Genomic DNA, 23196 nt, shown 5'->3' on the forward strand with positions numbered 1-23196 from the left:
CCCTGTCTCCGCATCCCCCCATCCCCCCATCCCCTAAAGGATCCTGACCATGACCTACCCCCTCTCCTTCTTCACCCTGCTCGTCGGCGTCGGCTTCTTACTCGGAGCCCTTTCCGGCATTCTGGGCAATTTCATCATCTTTGGCATCGTTAGCTAGCTTAGGAGGTCTACCATGCGTTGTTTTCACAAACTAGCCTTGAGTAGCTTGACCAGTGTGGGGCTGCTTCTTGCTGTGGCTACTGGCTCTCCGGCTCAAATGACCCATGAGTCGATGTCTGAGTCTAACGGTGGATTTCGCCGGATTGAACAGCCGCTGTGGACAAAAGCCTTAGTCACGACAGGTGGTTTAGGGTTAATCGGGCTAGAGCTTTGGTGGTTTGTCTTCAGTCAATCCAAGTCGAGTCAAGCCAAGGCCCAAGACGGCATGCAGGAAATCACGATTGAGGTAGATGGCGGTTACGACCCAAACCAAATAGTGGTGCAAGCGGGTTTACCCGTGCGGCTCAACTTCCATCGGACTGACCCCAGTAGCTGCCTAGAAGAGGTTCGCCTCCCGGACTTTCGCATCGCTAAAGCCCTGCCGGTAAATCAAACTACCGCGATCGAGTTCACCCCTGATGAACCTGGACGGTATGAATTTGCCTGCGGCATGAATATGTTCCGAGGCACCGTCGAGGTTGTGGAAGACTCGATGAAAACCAACTCTACCGATTTGGCAACAGCAGCCAAATCCCCTTGATTGAGACATCCGAATCTTCTGCTTTGGTGTTTCAACTTCCAGTTCTACAGCAGTTTCATGACAGTCACGAAAACAATACGGCGACGAGAATTTTTGGGATTAAGCCTGGGAGCGACAGGGGCAGTGCTGCTATCGCAGTGCTCCCGAGGAGCATCACCATCCTCTGCGCCGAGTTCGGCCTTGGCCCAGGCTGCGGTTTACAGCAGTGAAGGCGGACTGCTCAGCTTCGATCTGGTGGCTGAGGAGCAAAGGGTGAAGCTGGGCAGCCGCAACGCCAACCTGCTCACCTACAACGGTCAGGTTCCCGGCCCGCATCTGGAGGCCAACCCCGGCGACACGGTGCAGATTCACTTCACCAATCGGCTGAGCCAGCCCACCAATCTCCACTATCACGGCCTCCATATTCCCCCCACCGGCTCTGGGGACAACGTCTTTCTCGAAATCCCGCCCGGTGAAAGCCATACCTACGAGTTCCAAATTCCTCAAAACCATCCCGCTGGCACCTTCTGGTATCACCCCCACTACCACGGGCTGGTGGCAGAACAACTGTTTGGCGGGTTGGCTGGGCTGTTTGTGGTGCGCAGCGAGCTGGACGAAATCCCCGAAATCCAAGCGGCGCAGGAGGCATTTCTCGTCCTCAAAGACTTTGCCCTGGACCGCAGCGGCAATATTCCCAATCCCGGTCATATGGCTCAGATGACCGGGCGCATCGGCGATCTCCTAACCGTCAATGGGCAGTTCAATCCATCGCTGGAGATCCCTCAAGGGGGACTGCTGCGGTTGCGGCTGCTGAATGCGTCAACATCGCGCTTCTTCCAGCTGTCGCTGGAGGAGCATCCGTTTTACCTGATTGCCACTGATGGCGGGGCGATCGCAGCTCCCGTTGAACTCAACGACCTGGTGCTAGCTCCCGGCGAACGGGTTGAGGTTCTCGTCAAAGCCGACCGCGACCCCGGCCAGTATCGCCTGCTCAACCAGCCCTTCAACCCTGCCCAGGGAATGATGGGCGGCGGCATGATGGGTGGCGGCATGATGGGCGGTTCGCAAAATCGCAGTACTACCGAAACCGTCGCGACCCTGGCCTACAACGGCAGCACCGAGCCACTCCCGTTGCCCGATCAACTCATCGCCATAGATTCTCTGCCTGAGCCCCAAACGACCCGCCAGTTCACCCTCAATCACGGCATGGGTATGGTGTTTTTGATTAACGGCAAAGCCTTCGACCATGACCGCATCGATACTCAGGTGTCGCTCAACACCGTCGAAGACTGGGAAATCATCAACACAGGGACAATGGCCCATCCTTTCCACGTTCACATCAATAAGTTTCAGGTGCTCAGCCGCAACGGTCAGCCTGAGCCCTATGCCGCGTGGAAAGATGTGGTGTCGGTGAGTCCCGGTGAGAGCGTTCGCCTGCGCATCCCCTTCCGCGACTATGCCGGTAAAACGGTCTATCACTGTCATGTCCTCGATCACGAAGACCGGGGCATGATGGGAGTTTTGGATATTCAGCAGGTTTAATTTGGGGAAATTCGGCTCCATCTATGAGTTTAAGGAAGCTAAATAATTTTTCAGACAGTCCCGACTTTTAGACAGCGGTTCCAACGCATCTCAATAGAAAACATGGACAACATTAGACAAGCCAACTGGAGCGATATTGATATTCTGACTGACTTAAGTAGACGTACTTTCTCCGATACGTTTGCCTCAGAGTATGATCCTGCGGATGTCAGGCAATATTTAGAGGAAACATTCTCGACAGTGCAAATTGAAGATAACTTGTCAAGGCCAGAATCAATCTTTTTTTTAGCTTATAACAATCCGTCATTAAGTCATCAACCGATCGGATATGCGCATCTAGTTGGCAACTCTTCCGTCCCCATTGTTGAAACTGTTTCAAAACCAGTAGAGCTGGCTCAACTATTTGTGGAACACCGTGAGCTTCGCAAAGGCCATGGTTCGAGCTTGATTCAGGCCTGTTTGAATTATGCAGTAGAAAACGGGTTTGAAACTCTCTGGCTCAAGGTTGGAGAACGAAATGAGCGGGCTCAAGCTTTCTTTAATCGATGGGGATTCAATCAGGTTGGAAATTGTCCTTTTAAGTTGGGACTAGAAACTCGAAATTGCTGCGTCCTGCTGCGTCCTGTGCTGCTTAGCTAAGTAGGAACAAAGTGCTAATTATTATCCGAATATGTTTCAGGAGTTTGTTAGTCATGCTGAAAAAAGCCAATCGAATTTGGAAATCACCGGTAGGACTAGGATTGTTGTTTTGTCTCGGCTTGTTTGCAGTTGTTGCGATCGCTCAATTCTGGACGGGTTTACCAGCCTTTGCCCCTTATCTATTCCTGCTGCTTTGTCCGTTAATGCACTTATTCATGCATGGTGCAATGCATAATCATGGCAGTCGCCATTCCCAGTCTTCCAGTAACAACGAAGAATAATGTCTCGAAAACGGCAGCGGCGGTTGCGATCGCTATGGCAGCGACAAAATTTAATTGCCCTTGGGGTGCTCGGGCTTTCCCTCCTCGTGTATATCTGGGTTTCCCGCCAAGCTGACACGAATCCGCTGACCCCTGAGGGCCTTAGACAACTCATCGACGGCACAGGCATTTGGGGCATCTTGGCCTACATCGCCATCATTGCGCTGGCCGTGGTGATTAGTCCGATTCCGGGTGCGCCGCTCACTGTGGCGGCTGGGGCTGTATGGGGTGCGATTCCGGCAGCTATCTATAGCGTGGCAGGGGGGTTTTTAGGTGGCTTGATCGCTTACTTTGTTGGCCGCAGCCTAGGGCGTTCAGCCGTCAAGGCGCTGACAGGCAAAGCGGTCTACTTTTCGAAAGACCGAGGAGAATGGCTGCTGGGCGGCATCATTTTTGTCACACGGTTGCTGCCCGTTTTGTCATTTGATTTAGTCAGCTATGGGGCTGGGCTCACGAACCTTTCTCTGCCAATATATGCTTCGTCAACCTTTTTCGGGATGCTTCCATCTACGCTGTTGCTGACCTATGTGGGACAGTCGTTTACCGTCGGACTGCCTCTAGGCATCGTCTTATCTGTCGTGTTCGTTATCCTGCTGATACTGCTGCCCTGGGGAATTCGCCGCTACAACTGGTTTGGCTTGCAGGACATCATTCACATCGTTGATTAGTCTACGAGGGGATTATGTTAAATCGCCGTCGCTTCTTTCAATACGCGATCGGGAGTGCTTCCACCGTACTCGGGTTTCACTGGGTTGCCGCTAGCCATGCTGCCGCCACAGCGGCGACTAAAGAACTCGATCTTGATCAGTTCTGTTTAGAGTATCCCTACAATTCTCGCTGTGAAAACTATCTCCCTGGTGTGGAAGCTACCGTTCCCGATGGCGAAGCCTACTCCTTAGAGGCGCTGCTGAGTCAGAGCCGCGCGGGCGATCGCATTCCCGCCGAAGGTCTGGAGAATTTGACCTACCTGGCAATTACTAATGGGCCAGAGCTGGCATCCTATGGCATTAGCGCCAAATGCACTCATTTGGGCTGTACCGTTGACTGGAACGCCGACGAACAGACGTTTATTTGCCCCTGTCACGGCTCCCGTTTCGACGCTCTCGGTAATGTGGTGAATGGCCCTGCCAGGGATCCGCTCAGGTTAATTGCGGTGGCAACCAACCAGGATCGTATCGGTTTAGTCGATCAGTCGCCTGAGGCCAATCCCCGAAGCTAGCCGGGTTAGTGGAACCTAGCTGAGCCACGAAGTTTCAAGCTCTTGAAGCAGGTCATCAATCACCTGAATATCCGCTTCATTTCCCTGCTCTAAGAGTAAAGTTTTGGCTCTTTGAAGGGCTTCAATCGCCTCTGTAGTACGACCTCGTGCTTCTAGTGCAATGGCCAGGTGATAGTACCCAGAGGCATGATCAGGAGCGAGTTCTAGCAATTCACGATGAGCGACAATCGTCATCAAAACATCTTGCTGCTCAAAGTAGAGATCGGCGATCGCATCATGGGCCATGACTGAATCAGGCTCTAACCGAACAGCCTGCTGATAGCTCTCAATGGCGGCATCTAGATTACCCTGCTGCCAGAGGATATAGCCAATTTGCATACGAATATCGGCATTCCGAGGGTCGCCTACAGCCGCTGCTTCAAAGGCAATTAGAGCGGACGCAATATCATCTTCTTGGAGATAGGCAATGCCTAAATTCATTTGAATTTGGCTGGCCTGAGGAGCGAGTTCAGCCGCGTGTTCTAAAGCGGTAATCGCTGCTTCAATCTCTCCCTGTTGCAGCAGAATTAGCCCTAAAGATTCGGTGGCCTGTAGATTTTCTGGATCGTCTGCCAAAATGTTGGCATAAACCTCTGACGCCTCTTCAAAGGCTGCGAGTTGAAACAACATCGCCCCTAGTCCGAGCTGAGCGTCTAAATTATCAGGCTGTAAACGCAGGATCTGGCGGTAGGTGTTGGCGGTTGCTTCATAAGCCTCTAGCTGGCTTTGGGAATAAGCTAAGCCAAAGAGAAACGGCAGATTTTCTGGATCTAATTCCAGGGCTGTTTGAAACGCAGCCACGGACTCCTGAAAGTTGCCTTGGCGAGCCTGCAAGTAGCCGATCGCAGAAAAGATTTTTGGATTTTCGCTATCTAAACTCGCGGCGTGCTGATAGCGGGATAGCGCCTCTGTCAGGCTGCCTGACTCAACCAGTTCTTTTCCAGACTCTAATAAATCGGCCAGTTCATTGAGTCGGGACTGATCACTCAGCGATTGCCCAGGGGTATGGGCCAAAACCGGGGATGTAAAAACCAAAAGGCTCCCCATGACTACGGCTAATTGATTGAGTAGATGACTCGTGCGTCTCAAAGTTTCTCTCCTCTGAACTAGATAGAATTTTGAAAATTCGTTGGGCCTTTGTAGCCGGTGAGCTGGGCTAATTCTTCTAGGGTTTGAGTCCCCGATAACCGTTCACCGTTGATTTCCCAGGTGGGATAGCCAGTAATGCCTGCGTCCTGGCATTCTGAAGTCTGGCTCTGTCCGTCGGGCTTGGAGCATTCAATATAGGGAATGGTTTGAGCTGCTGCTTTACCAAATAGCTGCTTTTGGTCGTGGCAATGAGGGCACCACCAGGCTCCGTAGAAGATTGCGCCTGTATCAGCTAGGTGTTGAGCCAGGGCGATTTCAGCCGGTCCAGACTCGGTAGTCACTTCAATGCTGGGTTGTCCATTCGCATCCGTTGCAGTGGCTGGATTGTTGACATTGGCATAAAGGCCGAGAGTACCAACCAAAATGACTACGGCTGTGATGATGCCAGTGAAAAAAGGCTGGGATAAATCTGACCAGTCTTGTCCAATCAGCGCCAGCAGAAACAGCCCGGTTGATAGCAACGCCGACCCGACACAGTAGAGGCAAACGGCCTTGATTTCGGCGGTAAGGAGATACATCAAATAACCACTAAACACCATCATGGCGGTGCCGCCAATGAAAAGTAGCGGTTGGGTCCAGCGGGTGAGGTTAGCTCGCAGCTCTTTCTGGTCAGTTCCCCGAACGAGAAGCGGGGCGATCGCCAGCCCAATCATGCCCACGTAAGCCAGAAATCCAAAGAGCGCCAAAGGCTGCCCAAACACCGTGGCGTAGGGACTAGACAGGACAATATCGCAGCCTTTGGTAGGGCAGGTAGTAGAACTACCTGTGAGCTTATTGATGCTTAAGTAAGCGGTAACAACAGCACCCACAGCCGCTAACCCAGCCATCAGGGGGCGGGCATAGCGATGAATCCAAGGAGTAGCTTTTTTGCGTGGCATAAGTTCTAAATATCAATAAACAACGTTACAAACCCTAAAATCACCAGCACTGCCCCGGTTAGAGCATGGCCGCTGAGGTTCCAGGTGGGGATGGCAGCAGAAAACTGTTCAGCTCTATGCCAACTCCAGTTCACTATCAGCACCATGCCGAGCACGGTCACCAATAAATACACTCCAGAAACGAGAGCAATGCCAAACCATCCCAACGCCCCTGCTGATAGGTAAAATGCGCCGATCCCGATGAAAGGAGAGAAAAACATGGCGGTGGCCAGAGTCACGACAACCGCCCATTTACTGCGGTCAGAATTGCCTGCGATCGCCGCTACAGGGGCATGGTCAGGCTGAGCAGACTCTGACGAGAAGCGTTGCCGCAGGGGGTGGCTGAGGTAAACCAGGCCCAATCCAATGAGCACTATCGGAGCCACCAGAGGGGTCACAAGTTCGTAGTTATAGTCCAGTTGATAGCCCAGCAATCCGACGACTACCCCAATCAAGAGCGTACTGGCAGTGTGAGCCAAGCCGGTCACGGCAGTAATCCAAAGAGTTTCTGGACGAGACCAGCCTTCGGCTTTACCGACCGTCACGAGTGGTAGCCAGTGACTGGGAATTAGGGCATGAATCAAACTCAGCGCCAGAGTGCCCAGCAAGATTTGAAGGGAAGCAGACATGCTTTAAAGAGATTTTCTAAGCACAACAACGAGTGTGAAATCCTGTAAATAGCAGGTTTGGGCTGGAAGAGGAGAGCTAGGATCAGGGTATAAATACTTAGTAACAAGGGGGCTCTGATGAAACGGACTTCTTTGATTAGTACAGCGTTGGCAACTGGACTGGTACTGGTTGTTCCAGCGATCGCATGGAGCCAGGTCAACCCAACCGTTACCAACTCTCCAGAAATCACTGATACGGTGATGGTCTGGCATCACGGTGGAACCCATCGTGGTGAACATGGCGGGCATGGTGGTTGCTGGTAGTTAAATACCATTGAGGACTCCCCAGAGCACGATCACCAGGTAGATCAAAACCAAACTGTCTAGAGCTAGCACCTGCCAAAGGGCAAAGCCATGCTCTGGAGTGCCCCAGTGGATGAAGACCGCATACGCCGTTGGCACCAGCGCCACAAATACCAGATTGGTGATAAATAGTGGCAGGTTGCTGATGGAAACGGTGGCAAGGGCGAGGGGGAAAAACGCGACGGTCATGGTGACGGCATGGTCGCCGATGACGCTGGCGGTTGCTGCTGTAATTTGGCCGCTGCGGGTAATGCTCCAGGTCGCAAACAGCTCCGGCAGCATCGCCATCGGGGCAGTAATAAAAAGTCCACCAATGATTTCAGAAATTCCTATCGCCGCGACGATGTTTTCTGTCGCGGTGACGGTGGAATAAGCGCCAATCGCTAGGGCCAGAATGCCTGCGATCGCAATGGCTATTTCCTCCTGACTCCACTGAGTTGCCTGTCCAGGTTGACGCCCCCTGAAAATGGCTTGAGCCAAGTAAGCGCCGTACACTGCCAGCATGATCCAACCATCAATGGGCTGTAGTCCTCGCCAGGGAGCTGGTAGGGCGAGCAGCGCTACCACCGCCACAATGGCGATGTAAGGAATGGCCTGCACTGTTACGGCGTCTCGTTCAATCCGCATAAACCGCTGCTGCCGGTGTCTCGTATGGGCTTCCTGGTCTTCTCCCGCTTCGGCCTGATTGGGTTTTCCAAGCTGGGGCTGACGGGAGGCGATGTAGGCGGTCGTCACCACCATTGGAATAGCGATGATGTTTGACCCCAGCATTGTGCCTAAACCGATGTCTGCCACCCGTTTGAGAGCACTGGTTGCGTTAATGCCAATCTCAGGACTGGCAGCGGCAATGCCTACTAACGCTGCTCCCGCTACCTGAGTCAGCCCCCAGCGCGATCTCAATTTTCCCAACGGTTCGCCCAATTGCTCTGCTCCCCAGTGGGCCGCCCAAACAGCAGCAATCAGTACCGCTCCCCATAGCCAAGTACTCATCATCTACTGTGGATTGCGGATAATGCGACCAGCGTTCAGAATCGCCAGCAGCGCTACGCCTACATCAGCAAATACTGCCTCCCAGAGAGTAGCAATGCCGATCGCCCCCAGGGCAATAAAGATGCCTTTGACCGCCATCGCCAGAATGATATTTTGCCAAACGATGCGGAGGGTCTTGTGGGCAATCTGAATCGCCTCGGCCACCTTAGAGGGAGCATCGGTCATAATCACCACGTCAGCAGTTTCAATCGCCGCATCAGACCCCAGCCCGCCCATCGCCATCCCCACATCGGCGCGGGCAATGACGGGAGCATCGTTGATGCCATCACCGACAAAAGCTACTTTGCCTTGACCGGCACGATTGAGGAACTCTTCTAGCGCATCGACCTTATCTTCTGGCAGGAGTTCAGCCCGATACTGATCCAGACCCAGTTTGCGGGCAATGCTGTCAGCCACAGATTGGCTATCCCCAGTGAGCATCGCCGTCTCAATCCCCTGAGCATGTAGGGTGCGAATCGCCTCAGCCGCATCTTCCTTCAGCTCATCTGCAATCAGAATCCGTCCGCTGTAAGTACCATCCACCGCAACGTGGGCAACGGTGCCATCTACGGTGCAGACATCGTGAGGAATATTTTCTCGGTGCAGCAGCCGATCGTTCCCGGCCAGCACCGTACGGCCATTGACCTGAGCCCGAATACCGTGGCCCGAAATTTCTTCATAGCCTTCAACACCAGAGGTATCGATGGATTGACCGTAAGCTTGGCGAATGGATTGAGCTACCGGATGATTGGACTGCGATTCGACCTGGGCGGCTAGCTCCAGCAGTTGAGGCTGGCTCAAACCGTTATGGGTGACCACATCAGTCACCCGAAAATTGCCTTGGGTGAGGGTACCCGTCTTGTCAAAAACGACGGTTTTCACCTGGGTGAGGGCGTCTAGAAACGTCGATCCTTTCACCAGAATGCCGCGCTTAGCCGCCCCCCCGACGCCACCGAAATACCCCAGGGGAATGCTGATCACCAGACCGCAAGGGCAGGAAATCACCAGCAGCACCAGCGCTCGGTAGGTCCACTCGGCCTGGGATGCCCCGGCAATCAACAGCGGCGGTAGAATCGCCACAGCGAGGGAAAGAATCACTACTACTGGCGTGTAGTAGCGGGCAAAGCGGGTAATGAATTTTTCGGTATCGGCTTTTTTACTGCTGGCGTTTTCCACCAGCTCCAAGATTCGGGAAATGGAGGATTCGCCGAAGAGCTTAGTAACCTGTACTGTTAGCGCTCCTGACTGATTAATCATGCCTGCCAGCACAGTTTCCCCAGTTGTGACGGTACGCGGCACCGATTCTCCCGTTAGGGCAGAGGTATCTACCTGAGATTTGCCTTCCAGAATGTCGCCATCTAGCGGCACTTTTTCCCCAGGCCGCACCAAAATCACATCTCCCACGCTGACGGATTCTGGCGACACTTCCTGCACGTCGCCGTTCACCTTTAGATTGGCAGTGTCAGGCCGCACCTCCAGCAGGGCTTTGATGGAACGACGCGATCGCCCCACGGCGTAGTCCTGAAACAGTTCCCCAATCTGGAAAAACAGCATCACCGCGACACCTTCAGGAATTTCGTGAATGGCGATCGCCCCCAAGGTCGCAATCGTCATCAGAAAGTTCTCGTCAAACACCCGACCCCGCAGGATATTGCGTCCAGCAGTGGTCAGCACACTCCAACCGCTGATGAGGTAAGCCGGAATGAGGACGGCGTATTCAGCAATGGCAAAGGGGGTATTGTGCAGCGGCTCATTGAAAATTAGCCCAATCAAAAAGAGGACTGTGGAAATGGCGATCGGCGTCAATGCTTTCCTCAGGCTGAACTCGCCTGAGCCATGATCATGGTCGTGGTCGTGATTGTGGCTATGGCTTTGATCGTGGCCACAGCAGCCCTTGTGAACATGAGACTCGGCCATAGGAAGTTCACTCCTATCAGGTGTTGACTGAATATCTGAAATACTATTCAGATATTAAACCATATAACTCAAGATATTCTGCAGCGGAACATTCCTGTAGAGCACTGTAATGGCTATCTAGACGGCCATTATCTTAGATTCTAGGTTCGTACAAAACTCAACTAGCGTTGGGTTGGGCTGGTCGATGAGGTAATTCCAATTCACCTTCAACGAGAGTTGAGGATGAACTCTGATCAGGCTTTTGAGAGATGCCAAGGGCTTGTAGAGGGCTGTTGAGAACATCCACTAAATTAGCTGTGGCGTAATTCATCAAGTCGTTTGGATCAATCAGCACCCATCCCTGAGCCGTTAATTCACGGAGCTCAAAGTGCAAATGTGGCCCAGTAGAGTTGCCAGTGCTACCGACCAAGCCAACAACCTCGCCCTGCTTAATTTGCTCCCCAGGACGTACCAGGATCTGAGACAGGTGAGGATAGCGGGTTTCTTGGGTGCCATTCTCGTGGCGCAGCATCACAGTTAAGCCATATCCCCCCAGATAGTCGGCAGTAATCACCTCGCCATCTTTGGCTGCAAGGACCGGAGTGCCTTCGGGAGCTGCTAAGTCAACCCCAGCATGAAAGCGACGTTCCTGAAAAATGGGATGGTTGCGCCAGCCAAACAAAGACGTAATCGGTGCTGGAATCGAGAGTGGAAAAATAAATTCTTCTGCGCCTCTTCTCAATAGGCTTAAGGGGCGTAGCTTATCATTTAAGGCCTCACGGCTTATAACAGTTAGTTCGCCAACAGTACCAGGTTCGTGGGAAACCCTAGTTTCTCGATGACTTCCTGATGGCTGACTTACTGCTGGGTATTCTCCATCGCTAGCCTGCAAAGCCTCACCACAGCTACGCTTCAGAACTTCTCCGCCCTCTGCGGTAAATTGGCAGCTTGTAGAGCGCTCAAGAAACACCAGCGAGGGACTGTCAGGCGACGGCGTTGCCCCGAGACTATAGTCAGTTGGGTCAATGAAGTTGGTGTTGAACTCTACAGGTGCTTGAGCCTCAGAGCGTGGCGTACTGAGGGGTGAGGCTTCATCTACGAACTCAGGTTCAGACAGATCCGTTTCCACAGTTGGGGCCGTAGTAACCTGAGGGCGCAATAGCGCTTCTGCCGAGGTTTCCACCGGGTTACTGTCTGCAGATTCAATCGGGAGGCTAGGCGTGGTTGAAGTTGGGGCTTCGACCACAGCTGGAGTCTCAATTTCCATCTCAGCTTCAGCCCAGACTGGAAGTGTCGCCAGAACTAAACCACTCAATAATCCAAGGCTCCCTAGCGAACATACTCGTTCGAATCTAGAAAAATAGTTAGAAGCGTTCGATTTACCAAAAAGCGACTTTGATTTCATACTGATTTCATACCGATGCTTTAAGTTTGTAGCCCTAAGCACCACTCCGGCAGCTACTCAGATACGGCAACTCTGTTCATAAAAAGCATAACTTGTGAAATGCAAAATCACCTGAAAATCTGAAATATTATTCAGGCGTTACACCATGCAGCCTGTTCTAAGGCATAATTCGGCAGACCTTTAGTCGCTGACCCCAACGGTGAGGAGTGTAACCCAGATGAATAGACGGATAGATCTGCCTTTGTGCTGGCGTCAGGGCTGGCTCATGCGCAGCATTTTCTTTGCTCTAGGCATTGCTTTGGTGGGTGTCCTAAACCTGTCAACACTGTCTCAACCTGCTTTTGCTCAGGCCGAAAGCATTGCTCTATGGCAACAAGCCTCTTTTCCAGTCGAAAACTTTCAGGCTTACACATCTGCTTTTGGCTACCGCACCTCCCCCACTGGCGGCGGTGGCTCTCAGTTTCACTACGGCCTCGACATGGCAGCCCCGCAGGGTAGCTATGTACGCAACTGGTGGAGCGGCAAAGTGATCGAGATATCTGATCATACGAGTTGTGGCACGTCTGCCGTCATTCAATCTGGACAGTGGGAACATCGCTACTGTCATATGAGCGGTTGGGTTGAAGTCTCGAACGGCAGGCGGTATTTGGTTGATCCAGATGGCAGCATCCGCTATGAGCAGGGGCAAGAGTTGCCCACTGGAGAACGACTGGGCCGTGTGGGCATGACCGGACGCACCACTGGGCCGCATCTGCATTGGATGCTGAAATTTAATGGTGAATGGGTTGACCCTGGTCTGGTATTGAGGGCCATGTATGAAGCCCAGCAAGCAGGTTGACCAGTTTCGCCGGTTAGTCAGCCAACTTTCTATCTCTGCTGCTCCTATTCGGGTGATTGGGTTTTTAGTAGTTTTAGCGCTGGTCTGGGTGCCGATCGCGCTCCCACTTTACCTGTGGTTCGGCACAACGACATTTTTAAGTGTGGTGCCGTTGGTTTTGCTGTATGGCCTTTTTGTGTTGGATCTTCAGATCTGGGGTAAACGAGTACACCACCATTCAAAACCCTTGCAGGCGCACGGCCTGGTTAAATCAGCTCAGAACTGGCGGGAGCTATTGACTGGCATTGTTATCGGGGTAGTGAGCCTAGGGCTGCTCTTTGGAATAGAAGGCTGGCTAGGCTGGCTGCGGTGGCAGGTGCTGCCACTAGCCTTCTGGCGTATCCTGCTTGAAGGCTTCCTCGTTGGCTTGGGAGTCAGTCTGGCTGAGGAACTTGTGTTTCGTGGTTGGCTGCTGGATGAGTTGCGCTATGACTGGGGCTTTTCAAGGGCGCTGTGGGCTAGCAGTTTTGTCTACGCTGCGCTCCATTTCATCAAGCCCTGGCAGGCTATTGTGAATGAGCTGCCGAGTTTTCCCGGATTGTTGCTGCTAGGACTGACGCTGGGATGGGCTCGCCAGCGTACTCAAGGCAGATTGGGCCTAGCCATTGGTCTGCATGGAGGACTGGTATGGGGATATTACCTGGTGGATGTGGGGGACTTGGCTAGCTACACCCAGGTAGTGCCCAACTGGGTCACCGGAATTAACCAGAATCCCTTAGCTGGAGCTGTAGGAGTAGTATTTTTGTCCGTCATAGCAGCACTATTACGACAGGTGGATGGCGAAATTTGACCCAGTTTCAGATCAAGCCAGAGGAGCGGAAAATGCATACGGCAAAAGCCCTACATCAGTTAGCTACGAGTTGGTATCGTCTAAGTTATCGAGTGATTGCTTTTGTCATTGGAGTTGGGCTAGCTGAGGCGGTTAGCTGGCACAACAGCTCATCTTTGCCAGCTATTAATGACAGTCACAGACAATTACATCGGGCTCTTCCTAGCTTTTGGTGGAGCTATATACGAGGCTCAGCAAACTCGTTAATTTGCTGGCCTGTAGACATCGCCCCCAGTTTTCTAGAGTGCTGCTATCTATGAATCTTAAAGTCCCACCAGTGGCTGTAATTGTCGTATTTGCTGCACTGATGGTGGCCGTGACCCGCCTACTGCCGGGGCTGACTTGGCTGGTTCCTGGGCGGCTGGTCATAGCAATCGTACTTACTTTGTTGGGTGGTGCGATTAGCCTGGCTGGAGTGGCTGCTTTTCGTCGGCATCAAACCACAGTTAACCCGATGGTCCCAGCGGCAGCGACTACCATCGTTTCCACTGGTCTCTATCGGTTTACGCGTAATCCGATGTATGTCGGATTTGTTCTAGGATTGATGGGTTGGGCTACCTTCCTGTCTAATGTAGGAGCCGTCCTACTGGTGCTGGTTTGTGTGCTCTATCTGACCCAGTTTCAGATCAAGCCGGAGGAGCAGGCACTGCTACAAAGATTCGGGAGCCTCTTCGCTGACTACATGGCGTCGGTACGTCGATGGCTGTAGAGGGTTTTCGGACAACAGACGCAATCCAGGCCACGAAACTGTTCTAGAGTTAGTGTTCCTCTTTCCCGTGCAAGTGCCTGTTTTTGTTTGTTCTTCGGAGCTGACTGAGCCAACCGAGCAGAATTTGCAGCATTTCCAGTTCATGCTTCCAGAACCGATAGTCGTTAGACCTGGTGACAAAACGCGAAAATGTCCACCGCCCCAACTCGATCAGTATATAGAGGGCGGCTGCGATGACGAGGTATTGCCAAAGGGTCAATCCCAGGGTCACACCGAATAGAAATCGCATCAAGAACGATGACTCCAGAATCGTAAACGGGATTTCAATCAGCGCTTCTGTCAGTACGACCTTCCACCCCACGCCGAAGAGCTTTTGCAAAATGGGGAAACGGTTCCCAAGGGCCTGAAAGAATGAGCGCAAATGTAGCATAGCGAGGAAGGGGTGGAATCCCTAAAGACTTTTCATAATTCTTTCATAATTTTAGCCGTTTGGGTTATCACTACTAGAAATTAATCAATTCAGCTCAAGGGTTAGTTCTCGTCCAGGTGGTCAGCTACTTCTCGATAAACCGCTGTAATGTGGCCGTCTGCTAGGGTGTAGAACACATTTCGCCCTTGGCGGCTTAACCAAGCGCTGAGATTTGGGCACCCGCAGTTGATGAGACACTGCCGACTCCCCCATTTTCACCGCTGCCGCCAAATCGCAGACACAGAGTTCCTGCTGGTCGCCACGGGACCCAAACAGTTCCGCCGCCTGCTGTAAATCCGTCAGGGCCAACTCAAGCTCGCCAAACTGATAGCGTAGAATCCCGCGATTGCCATAAGCCTCTGCCAGCTCAGGATTGAGCTGAATTGCAGTATCAAAGTCGGTCAGGGCGGCTTCGGCATTGTCCAGTTCGGTGTAGACTTTGCCCCGGTTGTAGTAGGCATCGGCATTGTCGGGGGCCAGGGCGCTCTCCTGGGGGATGAAGCTGTTCCGGTGGCCAATCGGCACTTTACTCGTCCACCCTATGGCATTACCCTGACGCAGCAGCAGCGCCTGCTGGCACTACACCACCAGGATATCTATTGCGGTACAGCGATTCCGGTGGTCCCGGCGGTTCAGCAGATTTTGGCGGGCCAAATCCGGCGTCCTTGGCAGGGCTTTATGGGACTAAGCGTAGAACCAGAGGCATTTTTCAGTGCCCTTGAGATATTAGGCTTGAGGTTAGTTACCTCCACATCTTCCGAGCTAAGATTCCATGCATCCTCATGAATCGACAATTCAAGAGCAGTACAACCGGCTTGCCCACATCTATGATTGGCGCTGGGGGCGATATACTTCCAATACCCTGTCATTCTTTAAAGCTTGGGCAGAGATCCCGATCTCCGCTGTGGTGCTGGATATTGCCTGTGGTACAGGTGAGCTGGAACGCTTACTGCTCAACGACGATCCGAATCGAGCTATTGTCGGAGTTGACATTTCTGAACAAATGCTGGCGCAGGCCCGACAAAAACTGTCAGGCTATGCCAATCTGAGTTTTCAGCAGGCGATCGCCTCGCAGCTGCCGTTTCCCGATCAATCCTTTGATATCGTGGTGTCGGCCAATGCCTTTCACTATTTTCCTGAACCTGAGATGGCCCTTAAGGAAATAAAGCGAGTTTTGAAACCGCAGGGCAGCGTGGTGATTTTAGACTGGTGTAAAGACTTTCTACTGTGCCGGGTGTGTGACTGGATATTGAAACGATTAGACTCGGCCTATCAGCAGTGCTATACCGAGTCTGAACTGCACGATTTGCTCAATGACGCTGGGTTTCACATTGCCCGTGTTCAGCGAGTACGGTTTGATGTGGTCTGGGGGCTGATGGCAGTATCGGCTGTCAGTTAGCGTTTACTCGTCAAGGTGCTCTGCCACCTCACGATAGACCGACATGATATGGTCGTCGGCTAAACCGTAGAACACATTTCGCCCTTGGCGGCGGTACTTAACCAAGCGCTGAGATTTGAGCACCCGCAGCTGATGAGACACTGCCGACTCCCCCATTTTCACGGCAGCCGCCAGATCGCAGACACAGAGTTCCTGTTGGGCCAGGGCAGAGAGCAGTTTTAGCCGATGGGGGTCAGCTAGCGCACTGAAGAACTCCGCCATGCGCTGGGCTTTCTCAGTGGCTAGCACCTCAGACTGCACCTGCCGCACGTTATCCAGATGCACCAGAGATTCTTCGCAGGCAGGGGCGTCAGTATTTTGAGTGGGTTGCGCTTTTGCAGAACGAGACTTAGCCATAATGAAAGAATTCTCAGCATCTCTTCTTATGATACTGAGAATCATTACCGCCTGAAAATCTGTTCAGATAAAAGGCAAATCAAAGGCGATCGCCCCTCTCAATTGTCTGCTGCACCTGCTGGATAAAGTACAAGGTTTGCTGATAGCCTTGCTGGTTGCCACGGGCCTCAAACAGCTCTGCCGCCTGCTGCAAATCTGCCAGGGCCAACTCCGGGTCACCAAGCTGATAGCGCAAAATCCCGCGATTGCCATAAGCCTCTGCCAGCTCCGGATTGAGCTGAATTGCGGTATCAAAGTCGGTCAGGGCGGCGTCGGCATTGCCCAGTTCGGTGTAGACCTTGCCCCGGTTGTAGTAGGCATCGGCATTGTCGGGGGCCAGGGTGATCGCCTGATCTAGATCGCTCAGTGCCTGGGGCAAGCGCCCAGTCGCCGCCAAAATGATGCTGCGATCTAGGTAGGGCTGCACGAAGTCTGGGTCAAGCTCGATTGCCTGACTCAAATCAGCGATCGCCGCCTCGGCATCGGTCAAGTGAGAGTAGGCTTCGCCTCGGTTATAGAGCGTTTCCACATGGTCGGGGCGAAGCTGAAGTGCCGCAGAAAAGTCGTCAACCGCCTGCTGATAATCCCCCAGGTCATGGTAGGCAACGCCGCGATGGAGATAGGCATCGGCATTGTCTGCATCCGCCGCAATCGCCTCAGTGTAGGTGGCGATCGCCGCCTCTAGCTGTCCCTGCTCGGCCTGCTGTAGGCCCTGCTCGACTAACGGATCAGGGACAGCCGCAATCGTTGCAGTTCGTCCAGGTTCAGGAACCGACAGTCCGCTTACTACCGTAACGACCAAGACCGTCAAACCGAGCATCAACCCTCTGTGGCGTCTCATTCTGACCTCCCAATAATGACAACCTGGACTCTTCTACGGCTCAGTTGTCCATGCAAGGGTAGATTAAAGCGCCGAAACAGTAGCCAAAGGCAAAGCTGTGACGCTTATTAAACCTGATCTCTGTTTAGTGTAACGAGCGGTGTCTGCTCCCGGATTTCACATTGATGAAAAGAATAGTGTGATCCCAAAAACCCAAAATCAGGCAAAATCATAAACTGATTGACCAACTGTGGGGACACTGCATGAGACGACAGCCGCCTCTATTAAGTCTGTTAGGCATCGTTAGCGGCTTATTATTAGCCAATCCGGTGGAGGCTGCTCAGCTTCAGTTCTGGCGTTTTGACCCGCAACAAAATCGGCTGGAGTTTACGACTGATGCTGGGGTACAGCCTAGAGCGCAGCTATTGCCGAATCCCACCCGAATCGTGGTGGATTTGCCGGGTACGACCTTGGGCCAGCCCACGGTGAATCAGGCTGTGGAGGGGATGGTTAGAGCGATTCGCATTGGTCAGTTCGACGCTCAGACGACTCGATTAGTGATTGAGCTAGCTCCCGGCTATACAGTTGACCCGGCCCAGGTGATTGTGCAAGGGCAAACGCCTCAACAGTGGGTGGTGCAACTGCCAACGCCTGAGGCGGTGACTGTGCCTGGTCAGACTGCCAACCGGGTCGAAGCTGAGCCAGTCGCCGGAGCCGCCACTCAAGTAGAAGCGATTCGGACAACTCCCGATGGTTTTTTCATTCGCACTTCTGGGGCCAGTCCTGATTTGAGGGTCGATCGCTCCGATGAAACTCAGGTGGTGCTGCAACTCAGCGATGCGGCGGTGACTGCCGCGTTCGCCGCGCAAACGCCCCCGCTTGATGCCTTTGGGGTTAGTGCCTGGGAGGTTCAACCGCTGACCCTAGACGGCAAACCCGCCCTCCAAATCGTCCTGACCGTACCAGCTAATAGCGCCGCTGATTGGCGAGCGACGGTCAGCAGTGGCAGCGGCATTGTGATTTTGCCGCCCAGGGGCGCGGCGATCGCCACAGTCCCTCCTGATAATGCAGCGCCTGAGCCTTCTCAACCTTCAGCAGAGCCGCCGCCTATCGCCGTGCAGTCCCCGCCTCAGCGAACTCCGGTGGTGCCACCTCAGCCGGAACCCACGTTGCCCACGACTCCACCAATGCCGGAGTCGAACCCGGTCATTCCCCAGCAGGTGGTTACCATCGTGATTGACCCCGGCCACGGCGGACGTGACCCAGGGGCAATCGGCATCGGCGGACTGCGGGAAAAGGATGTCGTGTCATCCATTGCTTACGAAGTCGCCGCTATTCTGGAGCAGAGCGGAGTGCGGGTGATTCTCACCCGGGCCGACGACCGCGAGATTGACTTAGACCCTCGGGTACAGATTGCCGAACGGGCAGACGCTGATCTCTTCGTCAGTATTCATGCCAATGCCATTAGCCTAGAACGCCCCGATGTGAACGGCTTGGAGACTTATTACTACAGCTCTGGCTATGACTTAGCTCAGACAATCCATCAGTCAATCTTACGAGCATTGAATATCCCTGATCGCGGTGTGCGGCAGGCGCGATTTTACGTCATTCGCAATACCTCAATGCCCGCTGTGCTGGTCGAAACTGGCTTTGTCACGGGAGCACAGGATGCCCAGAACTTCAACGACCCAGCTTGGCGACAGCAAATGTCGCAGGCGATCGCCGCAGGCATCATGCAGTACGTCCAGCAGCAACTCTAATTTTAGGAATTAACCACTTTTAGGAATTAGCCACTAGGCGTTGTTAGTGCCAAAGCTTTGACATTTGCCAGACAGCAACTCCCCTGAGGATTATTCACCTCGCAACCGCAGCGGCCAGCTTGAATGTGATGGGTGATTGAGGCCATAACAGATTGCGCTCCCTGCTGCTCGACGGTAGTTTTTATCCGCTGGCGAGTCCAGCCAAAGCAGTAACAGACTGGGACGTTCTCGTCCAGGTCTTTCTGAAATACCGACACCGTTAAGTCAGTTGTGGTGAAGGTTTGCCCTTTGGCTGAAAAGTAGACCACCGAGCAGCAAACCTCCGGGCAAAAGCGATAGATCTGCTCAGGATTCAGTTCTGCTAGAGCGATCGGGGTTAACAAACTCTTGAGAGTGATGAGATCGACTGATTTCCCTGCATGGTGGCACCGGGGACACCCGCCTGCCGTTGTTTTTGAGTTGTCAGCTTCGTTGGGTTCTGGACAACAGCATTGACTCATGGTAGTGGTCTCGCAAATGTCATTTTTCGCATTGCCGCGATCGCCGATATCGCCAGTAAGACCAAAGGGTCACTTCTATCATGACTCCCATTGCGGGCAGCAAAACCAAATCCAGATAGCCGACCCAAGCACCTAACCCTAGCAATCCTAAAGAGAACACCAAAATAGGTGTAAAGCAGCAAAGGGCGATCATAGCCGTGCTAGCCAGACTGGCAATGAGTCTATTTTTGGCTCGCGTTTTCCCCATGATCTTGCTCAATCAATCCGCAGATTTTGCCGTTGCAGATAGCCTCATCGGGCAGCTCAGAAGAGTCAGGCAGAGCGGCTTCAATGTGCTTGTAGCGATGGACTAACTCCTGGCGAAAGCTCAGCATAGCTTGAATGTGCTGATCGAGTTCTGCTAGGTGTTGCTTCACCATAGTTTTGAGGTCAGCGCAAGGGGGCACGCCATCCTGCCTGAGATCAATCAATCGTTTAATCTCATCCAGAGATAAGCCAAATCGTTTGGCCTTCTGGATAAAATCGAGTCTCTCCTCCTCCGCTGCCGAGTAGATGCGGTAATGAGAGGCGGTGCGCTTTGGGGGAGACAGTAACCCCAGTCGCTCGTAATAGCGAATAGTTTGAGCCGGAAGGTTAACCCGACGGCTCAGTTCACCGATTAATAATCCCTCTTTCATAGCACTATCTTCCTGGCCGGGAGATAGTGCTCCCAGCCATACTGGTTTATCCTTGGCCGATACCTGCTGCAATCAGGTGCTCTCGCGAAATCGGCTGCTGGTTCTGGCAGCACTCCGCCAGTTGACCATTGACTACAACAGCCGGAACGCGATGGATGCCATATTGAGCCGCTTTTTCTAATCCTTCATTCGTTGCAGATTCTGTCCGCAGATCCCAAACCTGCACGTCGCAATTTGAGCAGGCCAGCTCTCGAACCAGCTTGACGGTCTCGTCGCACAGCTGGCATCCGGCGGTGAATACTTCCACACTTCGCTTAGACATTTTGCTTGTCTCCTAAACGCTAGATTTAGCCTAAGCCTTATACTCAACTTCAAGGTCAAGGGTCCCAGCACGAAAGTTTCAAAACTTCACCAGGAAGGCGGTGCCGTACATCACCATCAGACCCATGGCGAAGCCAGCTATCCCCAGACTAGAGAGTCCAGAGCCGTCAGGCTGAGATAATCGCCGTTGCAGGTAGGTCCCCACCTCGACTATGACTTGCAAAATGGCTCCGGCACCAATGCCGAGAAACAGAGCCGCCCAATGGGGCGAAAAGGCAAAGGCTCCGACCCAAATTCCCACTACGGCGGGAAGTCCCGCCAGAGCAGCTAGCGAGAGGAATATTGGCCAGCGCAGTTTGTCTTTGAGCAGGGGAGCGACGATGCCGAGTCCTTCGGTGAGGTTATGAAGGGTAAAGCCCACCACGAGAAATGAGCCTAAGGCAATTTCTCCCAGGGCAAAAGCCGTCCCAATCGCCAGCCCTTCTCCCAGATTATGTAGACCAATGCCGAGCGCCATGTAGGTAGATAGGGTGGTACCTTCAGGCGGCTTGCCGCGACGCCGACCCACCGCGAGTAAGGCTAGAAACGCCACCGTCGCCGCCAACCAGACTAAGGCTTGTCCCTGAAAAGCGATCGCGGCGGCTGTCGCCAGTTCCAGTCCCTCTTGCAGGGTATCTACCAGCAGAAACGCCAGCATCCCTAGGGTCAGCGTGAGCATGAACATCAGTCCCTGCTGCCGCAACACTTTCAAATAGGGATAGCACAGCATTCCCAGACCAACCGGCACCAAGCCCACATAGAGTCCGAGCCAGCCATAGCCCAATAGCGTTGAGAGAGAAAACCCAGGCGTTGGCAGTGCCACCTCAATCGCATGATCAATAGTCACGCCCGTATTCGTCAAAAACACGACGTGATGGGCCTCTCCTTCCACCCAGGGATAGGGAATTTGCACCGTCGCTGTCGCTAAGCGCCGTATCGTGACAGGGGGCTGCTGGTCAAATTCCCAGTACGCGCCATCCACCTGCACCTGGGCAATTTGCATGGGTTCTGACCCTTCAGCCCGCACCTGTAGGGTTATGCCATCGTGATTGAGAACGGTGCGCTCAACCGTGAGGGATTCCAGCGGCGGGGCATTCAGATTCAGAAGCTGAGCCGGATTGATACTCAACAGGAGAGCGACCAATCCAGCCAGCAAAACCGGGGGCAAAATCCAGCGCCACTTCATGCCACCACCTCAAACGCGCTCATCCAGCCGAGTTCGGCAAATTCTGCCTGATGGGCATGAAACATATAAAGTCCTGGTTCAAAGTTGGCAAAGGAGCATTCGATGATTCCTCGCTGCCCCTGGCACAGCATCACCGTATCGACCGTGCGCAGGGTGGGAGTCAGCGTGGTGCCGTGGTCGTAGTAGTCAAAAAAGTTGGCGTGCAGGTGAAAGGAGTTAATCGGGTCAAATTCGGTGACGTTGATGAGATAGATGCGGACGGGGCGATCGCGCTCGATGCGAATCGGCTGCTTCATGTAGGCGTGAGGAATGGAGTTGACCGCGTAGACCTCATTTTCCTCGTCAAAGTTGGTATCGAAGCCATTCATCACCATCAGCAACTCCTGCCAGCGCTGGTTTTCTGGCGTGCCTAAGACGCGCGATCGCGCGTCTTCTGCCTGTTCTGGATGCCGCTCTGGGTCTGGATCGACAACAAACGCGCCGTACAGCCCCTTGTGCAGGTGGCGCTTAAACGGCATGGAATGGCAGTGGTAGAGGTGACAGCCAAAGGGATTGGCGTCAAACTCATAGGTCACCGTTTGCCCCGGTGTGGCTTCCAAAGTGCCCGGAATGCCGTCTTGTCTGGCTCCGTGAATGCCGTGGAAATGCAGGGTGTGCAGATGAGAGCCCTGATTGCTAAAGCGAATGCGGATGCGATCGCCCTCGGAAGCACGAATCGTTGGCCCTGGCACCTGCCCGTTATAGGTCCAGGCCGGATATAAGACCCCCGGAGCCACCTCAATCTCTCGCTCAATAGCCGTTATGTCGTATTCCCGCAAGCGCTGCCCATTCGGTAACAGCGACACTTCACCGCCATCCCAACGGGTCAACAAAGTATGAGGATTAAAGCCGTTTTGATTGTGGTCAACCTCGCCCAGGGTGGTCATCCCCTGGTGAATGGAAGACGGAACCGTCGGCGCAGTCGTTTGGGCTAAAGCCGTCTGACTAAACCGCTGCCCTAAACAGGTGCCTATCCCTAAAAGCCCTGCTCCGATTAGCGATCGTCGTTGCACATGCCAATCCATCGCTTTTCATAATTGTTTCATAATGTCCAGCTTACCGGATCATCCATGTATTTCATGATTATTTCATAATCAAATGCGGTAGGTCGTATGATCTACTGTGTCTTGTGCTTTCAAGTCACGAGCCTTATCAGTACAAGGCTGAAATCCAGGGGCATTTCACCCTTACCCAGGACGGTGAAAAGCTGCCCAACTATGCGGCGCGATCGAATTATGACGACTACGCGATCGGGGACGGCCAGGGCAACCGGGATGGGCGCTTGGGTCTGA

General features: G+C 53.3%; 29 protein-coding genes. 13 read left to right on the top strand and 16 right to left on the bottom strand.

The window, feature by feature from the left end:
* The first annotated feature begins 172 nt into the window (after positions 1-172).
* The 6 genes from PN498_RS27440 (at position 173) to PN498_RS27465 (ending at position 4438) form a co-directional block, all read left to right on the top strand.
* A complete protein-coding gene (locus tag PN498_RS27440; RefSeq protein WP_272066653.1) occupies positions 173-739 on the top strand; it encodes a cupredoxin domain-containing protein in 567 nt (188 codons plus the stop codon).
* 57 nt (positions 740-796) lie between these two features.
* A complete protein-coding gene (locus PN498_RS27445; RefSeq protein WP_272066654.1) occupies positions 797-2260 on the top strand; it encodes a multicopper oxidase family protein in 1464 nt (487 codons plus the stop codon).
* A 102-nt stretch (positions 2261-2362) separates the two neighbouring features.
* Positions 2363-2899 carry a GNAT family N-acetyltransferase gene (locus tag PN498_RS27450; protein WP_272066655.1) on the top strand — a complete coding sequence of 179 codons (537 nt, stop codon included), beginning with the start codon at positions 2363-2365 and terminating at the stop codon, positions 2897-2899.
* Positions 2900-2952: 53 nt separating this feature from the next.
* On the top strand, positions 2953-3180 hold the full coding sequence (locus PN498_RS27455) for a DUF2933 domain-containing protein (protein WP_272066656.1): 228 nt from the start codon (positions 2953-2955) through the stop codon (positions 3178-3180).
* Positions 3180-3887, top strand: a complete 708-nt coding sequence (locus PN498_RS27460; RefSeq protein WP_272066657.1) for a TVP38/TMEM64 family protein — start codon at positions 3180-3182, stop codon at positions 3885-3887. Before PN498_RS27455 ends, PN498_RS27460 begins: the two co-directional genes overlap by 1 nt.
* Positions 3888-3901: 14 nt before the next feature.
* Entirely contained in the window at positions 3902-4438 is a 537-nt protein-coding gene (locus PN498_RS27465; RefSeq protein ID WP_272066658.1) for a Rieske 2Fe-2S domain-containing protein, read from the top strand.
* A gap of 15 nt (positions 4439-4453) precedes the next feature.
* Here PN498_RS27465 and PN498_RS27470 read toward each other — a convergent pair whose 3' ends face one another.
* From PN498_RS27470 to PN498_RS27480, 3 genes are read right to left on the bottom strand one after another with little or no spacing between them, the layout of a single operon-like run.
* Complete coding sequence (locus tag PN498_RS27470) at positions 4454-5566, bottom strand: tetratricopeptide repeat protein (protein ID WP_272066659.1); 1113 nt, start codon at positions 5564-5566, stop codon at positions 4454-4456.
* 17 nt (positions 5567-5583) lie between these two features.
* Positions 5584-6504, bottom strand: a complete 921-nt coding sequence (locus tag PN498_RS27475; protein ID WP_272066660.1) for a vitamin K epoxide reductase family protein — start codon at positions 6502-6504, stop codon at positions 5584-5586.
* Positions 6505-6509: 5 nt separating this feature from the next.
* Positions 6510-7172, bottom strand: coding sequence for a hypothetical protein (locus tag PN498_RS27480; protein ID WP_272066661.1), 663 nt, complete (start codon positions 7170-7172; stop codon positions 6510-6512).
* Positions 7173-7289: 117 nt separating this feature from the next.
* Between PN498_RS27480 and PN498_RS27485 the strand changes: the two genes are divergently transcribed.
* Positions 7290-7475, top strand: a complete 186-nt coding sequence (locus PN498_RS27485) for a hypothetical protein (RefSeq protein ID WP_272066662.1) — start codon at positions 7290-7292, stop codon at positions 7473-7475.
* Here PN498_RS27485 and PN498_RS27490 read toward each other — a convergent pair whose 3' ends face one another.
* The 3 genes from PN498_RS27490 to PN498_RS27500 form a co-directional block, all read right to left on the bottom strand.
* On the bottom strand, positions 7476-8507 hold the full coding sequence (locus PN498_RS27490; RefSeq protein ID WP_272066663.1) for a sodium:calcium antiporter: 1032 nt from the start codon (positions 8505-8507) through the stop codon (positions 7476-7478). It abuts the gene before it with no gap.
* Entirely contained in the window at positions 8508-10460 is a 1953-nt protein-coding gene (locus PN498_RS27495; protein ID WP_272066664.1) for a heavy metal translocating P-type ATPase, read from the bottom strand.
* Positions 10461-10617: 157 nt separating this feature from the next.
* Positions 10618-11754, bottom strand: coding sequence for a M23 family metallopeptidase (locus PN498_RS27500; RefSeq protein WP_272066665.1), 1137 nt, complete (start codon positions 11752-11754; stop codon positions 10618-10620).
* A gap of 307 nt (positions 11755-12061) precedes the next feature.
* Here PN498_RS27500 and PN498_RS27505 point away from each other — a divergent pair, with 307 nt between their 5' ends.
* From PN498_RS27505 to PN498_RS27515, 3 genes are all read left to right on the top strand, one after another.
* Positions 12062-12682: a M23 family metallopeptidase gene (locus tag PN498_RS27505; RefSeq protein ID WP_272066666.1), complete on the top strand. Its 621-nt coding sequence runs from the start codon at positions 12062-12064 to the stop codon at positions 12680-12682.
* Positions 12660-13511 carry a CPBP family intramembrane glutamic endopeptidase gene (locus PN498_RS27510; RefSeq protein WP_272066667.1) on the top strand — a complete coding sequence of 284 codons (852 nt, stop codon included), beginning with the start codon at positions 12660-12662 and terminating at the stop codon, positions 13509-13511. The genes PN498_RS27505 and PN498_RS27510 overlap by 23 nt, the downstream gene beginning before the upstream one ends.
* A 295-nt stretch (positions 13512-13806) precedes the next feature.
* On the top strand, positions 13807-14259 hold the full coding sequence (locus PN498_RS27515) for a methyltransferase family protein (RefSeq protein WP_272066668.1): 453 nt from the start codon (positions 13807-13809) through the stop codon (positions 14257-14259).
* A gap of 49 nt (positions 14260-14308) precedes the next feature.
* On the opposite strand, the gene PN498_RS27520 is transcribed toward PN498_RS27515, so the two are convergent.
* A complete protein-coding gene (locus tag PN498_RS27520) occupies positions 14309-14689 on the bottom strand; it encodes a hypothetical protein (protein WP_272066669.1) in 381 nt (126 codons plus the stop codon).
* Between the two features lie 120 nt (positions 14690-14809).
* Complete coding sequence (locus PN498_RS28525) at positions 14810-15253, bottom strand: tetratricopeptide repeat protein (RefSeq protein ID WP_334312298.1); 444 nt, start codon at positions 15251-15253, stop codon at positions 14810-14812.
* On the opposite strand from PN498_RS28525, the gene PN498_RS27535 reads away from it, so the two are divergent.
* A complete protein-coding gene (locus tag PN498_RS27535; protein ID WP_272066670.1) occupies positions 15239-15514 on the top strand; it encodes a hypothetical protein in 276 nt (91 codons plus the stop codon). The genes PN498_RS28525 and PN498_RS27535 overlap by 15 nt on opposite strands.
* Complete coding sequence (locus PN498_RS27540) at positions 15501-16127, top strand: class I SAM-dependent methyltransferase (RefSeq protein ID WP_272066671.1); 627 nt, start codon at positions 15501-15503, stop codon at positions 16125-16127. Before PN498_RS27535 ends, PN498_RS27540 begins: the two co-directional genes overlap by 14 nt.
* A gap of 3 nt (positions 16128-16130) precedes the next feature.
* Here the strand turns inward: PN498_RS27540 and PN498_RS27545 are convergent, their stop codons facing one another.
* Both PN498_RS27545 and PN498_RS27550 read right to left on the bottom strand, forming a co-directional pair.
* On the bottom strand, positions 16131-16523 hold the full coding sequence (locus tag PN498_RS27545; RefSeq protein WP_272066672.1) for an ArsR/SmtB family transcription factor: 393 nt from the start codon (positions 16521-16523) through the stop codon (positions 16131-16133).
* Positions 16524-16602: 79 nt separating this feature from the next.
* Positions 16603-17403, bottom strand: a complete 801-nt coding sequence (locus tag PN498_RS27550; protein ID WP_272066673.1) for a tetratricopeptide repeat protein — start codon at positions 17401-17403, stop codon at positions 16603-16605.
* Positions 17404-17645: 242 nt separating this feature from the next.
* On the opposite strand from PN498_RS27550, the gene PN498_RS27555 reads away from it, so the two are divergent.
* The gene (locus PN498_RS27555; protein ID WP_272066674.1) at positions 17646-19142 is read left to right on the top strand and encodes an N-acetylmuramoyl-L-alanine amidase; all 1497 of its coding nucleotides are present in this window, start codon (positions 17646-17648) and stop codon (positions 19140-19142) included.
* Positions 19143-19168: 26 nt separating this feature from the next.
* Here PN498_RS27555 and PN498_RS27560 read toward each other — a convergent pair whose 3' ends face one another.
* From PN498_RS27560 to PN498_RS27585, 6 genes are all read right to left on the bottom strand, one after another.
* Positions 19169-19642 (bottom strand): putative iron-sulfur cluster-binding metallochaperone, encoded by a 474-nt coding sequence (locus PN498_RS27560; RefSeq protein WP_272066675.1) that lies wholly within the window; start codon positions 19640-19642, stop codon positions 19169-19171.
* 19 nt (positions 19643-19661) lie between these two features.
* Positions 19662-19889 carry a mercury resistance system transport protein MerF gene (gene merF / locus PN498_RS27565; protein WP_272066676.1) on the bottom strand — a complete coding sequence of 76 codons (228 nt, stop codon included), beginning with the start codon at positions 19887-19889 and terminating at the stop codon, positions 19662-19664.
* Positions 19864-20319, bottom strand: coding sequence for a heavy metal-responsive transcriptional regulator (locus PN498_RS27570; protein ID WP_272066677.1), 456 nt, complete (start codon positions 20317-20319; stop codon positions 19864-19866). The genes merF and PN498_RS27570 overlap by 26 nt, the downstream gene beginning before the upstream one ends.
* A gap of 46 nt (positions 20320-20365) precedes the next feature.
* Positions 20366-20641 carry a thioredoxin family protein gene (locus PN498_RS27575; RefSeq protein ID WP_272066678.1) on the bottom strand — a complete coding sequence of 92 codons (276 nt, stop codon included), beginning with the start codon at positions 20639-20641 and terminating at the stop codon, positions 20366-20368.
* A 78-nt stretch (positions 20642-20719) separates the two neighbouring features.
* Positions 20720-21865 carry a ZIP family metal transporter gene (locus PN498_RS27580; RefSeq protein ID WP_272066679.1) on the bottom strand — a complete coding sequence of 382 codons (1146 nt, stop codon included), beginning with the start codon at positions 21863-21865 and terminating at the stop codon, positions 20720-20722.
* The gene (locus PN498_RS27585) at positions 21862-22929 is read right to left on the bottom strand and encodes a multicopper oxidase domain-containing protein (protein ID WP_272066680.1); all 1068 of its coding nucleotides are present in this window, start codon (positions 22927-22929) and stop codon (positions 21862-21864) included. The genes PN498_RS27580 and PN498_RS27585 overlap by 4 nt, the downstream gene beginning before the upstream one ends.
* Between the last annotated feature and the right edge of the window lie 267 nt (positions 22930-23196).

The organism is Oscillatoria sp. CS-180, from assembly GCF_028330965.1.
GTDB lineage: Bacteria > Cyanobacteriota > Cyanobacteriia > Phormidesmidales > Phormidesmidaceae > Halomicronema.

What these genes read in the sequence shown, in the direction of transcription:
- PN498_RS27485 (WP_272066662.1), top strand. Translation starts at nt 7,290, where the DNA reads ATGAAACGGACTTCTTTGATTAGTACAGCGTTGGCAACTGGACTGGTA.
- PN498_RS27510 (WP_272066667.1), top strand. Translation starts at nt 12,660, where the DNA reads ATGAAGCCCAGCAAGCAGGTTGACCAGTTTCGCCGGTTAGTCAGCCAA.
- PN498_RS27475 (WP_272066660.1), bottom strand. Translation starts at nt 6,504, where the DNA reads ATGCCACGCAAAAAAGCTACTCCTTGGATTCATCGCTATGCCCGCCCC.
- PN498_RS27495 (WP_272066664.1), bottom strand. Translation starts at nt 10,460, where the DNA reads ATGGCCGAGTCTCATGTTCACAAGGGCTGCTGTGGCCACGATCAAAGC.
- PN498_RS27455 (WP_272066656.1), top strand. Translation starts at nt 2,953, where the DNA reads ATGCTGAAAAAAGCCAATCGAATTTGGAAATCACCGGTAGGACTAGGA.
- PN498_RS27540 (WP_272066671.1), top strand. Translation starts at nt 15,501, where the DNA reads ATGCATCCTCATGAATCGACAATTCAAGAGCAGTACAACCGGCTTGCC.
- PN498_RS27465 (WP_272066658.1), top strand. Translation starts at nt 3,902, where the DNA reads ATGTTAAATCGCCGTCGCTTCTTTCAATACGCGATCGGGAGTGCTTCC.
- PN498_RS27575 (WP_272066678.1), bottom strand. Translation starts at nt 20,641, where the DNA reads ATGTCTAAGCGAAGTGTGGAAGTATTCACCGCCGGATGCCAGCTGTGC.
- PN498_RS27560 (WP_272066675.1), bottom strand. Translation starts at nt 19,642, where the DNA reads ATGAGTCAATGCTGTTGTCCAGAACCCAACGAAGCTGACAACTCAAAA.
- PN498_RS27550 (WP_272066673.1), bottom strand. Translation starts at nt 17,403, where the DNA reads ATGAGACGCCACAGAGGGTTGATGCTCGGTTTGACGGTCTTGGTCGTT.
- PN498_RS27585 (WP_272066680.1), bottom strand. Translation starts at nt 22,929, where the DNA reads ATGGATTGGCATGTGCAACGACGATCGCTAATCGGAGCAGGGCTTTTA.
- PN498_RS27440 (WP_272066653.1), top strand. Translation starts at nt 173, where the DNA reads ATGCGTTGTTTTCACAAACTAGCCTTGAGTAGCTTGACCAGTGTGGGG.
- PN498_RS27445 (WP_272066654.1), top strand. Translation starts at nt 797, where the DNA reads ATGACAGTCACGAAAACAATACGGCGACGAGAATTTTTGGGATTAAGC.
- PN498_RS27480 (WP_272066661.1), bottom strand. Translation starts at nt 7,172, where the DNA reads ATGTCTGCTTCCCTTCAAATCTTGCTGGGCACTCTGGCGCTGAGTTTG.
- PN498_RS27460 (WP_272066657.1), top strand. Translation starts at nt 3,180, where the DNA reads ATGTCTCGAAAACGGCAGCGGCGGTTGCGATCGCTATGGCAGCGACAA.
- PN498_RS27520 (WP_272066669.1), bottom strand. Translation starts at nt 14,689, where the DNA reads ATGCTACATTTGCGCTCATTCTTTCAGGCCCTTGGGAACCGTTTCCCC.
- PN498_RS27545 (WP_272066672.1), bottom strand. Translation starts at nt 16,523, where the DNA reads ATGGCTAAGTCTCGTTCTGCAAAAGCGCAACCCACTCAAAATACTGAC.
- PN498_RS27555 (WP_272066674.1), top strand. Translation starts at nt 17,646, where the DNA reads ATGAGACGACAGCCGCCTCTATTAAGTCTGTTAGGCATCGTTAGCGGC.
- merF (WP_272066676.1), bottom strand. Translation starts at nt 19,889, where the DNA reads ATGGGGAAAACGCGAGCCAAAAATAGACTCATTGCCAGTCTGGCTAGC.
- PN498_RS27570 (WP_272066677.1), bottom strand. Translation starts at nt 20,319, where the DNA reads ATGAAAGAGGGATTATTAATCGGTGAACTGAGCCGTCGGGTTAACCTT.
- PN498_RS27580 (WP_272066679.1), bottom strand. Translation starts at nt 21,865, where the DNA reads ATGAAGTGGCGCTGGATTTTGCCCCCGGTTTTGCTGGCTGGATTGGTC.
- PN498_RS27450 (WP_272066655.1), top strand. Translation starts at nt 2,363, where the DNA reads ATGGACAACATTAGACAAGCCAACTGGAGCGATATTGATATTCTGACT.
- PN498_RS27505 (WP_272066666.1), top strand. Translation starts at nt 12,062, where the DNA reads ATGAATAGACGGATAGATCTGCCTTTGTGCTGGCGTCAGGGCTGGCTC.
- PN498_RS27490 (WP_272066663.1), bottom strand. Translation starts at nt 8,507, where the DNA reads ATGATGAGTACTTGGCTATGGGGAGCGGTACTGATTGCTGCTGTTTGG.
- PN498_RS27515 (WP_272066668.1), top strand. Translation starts at nt 13,807, where the DNA reads ATGAATCTTAAAGTCCCACCAGTGGCTGTAATTGTCGTATTTGCTGCA.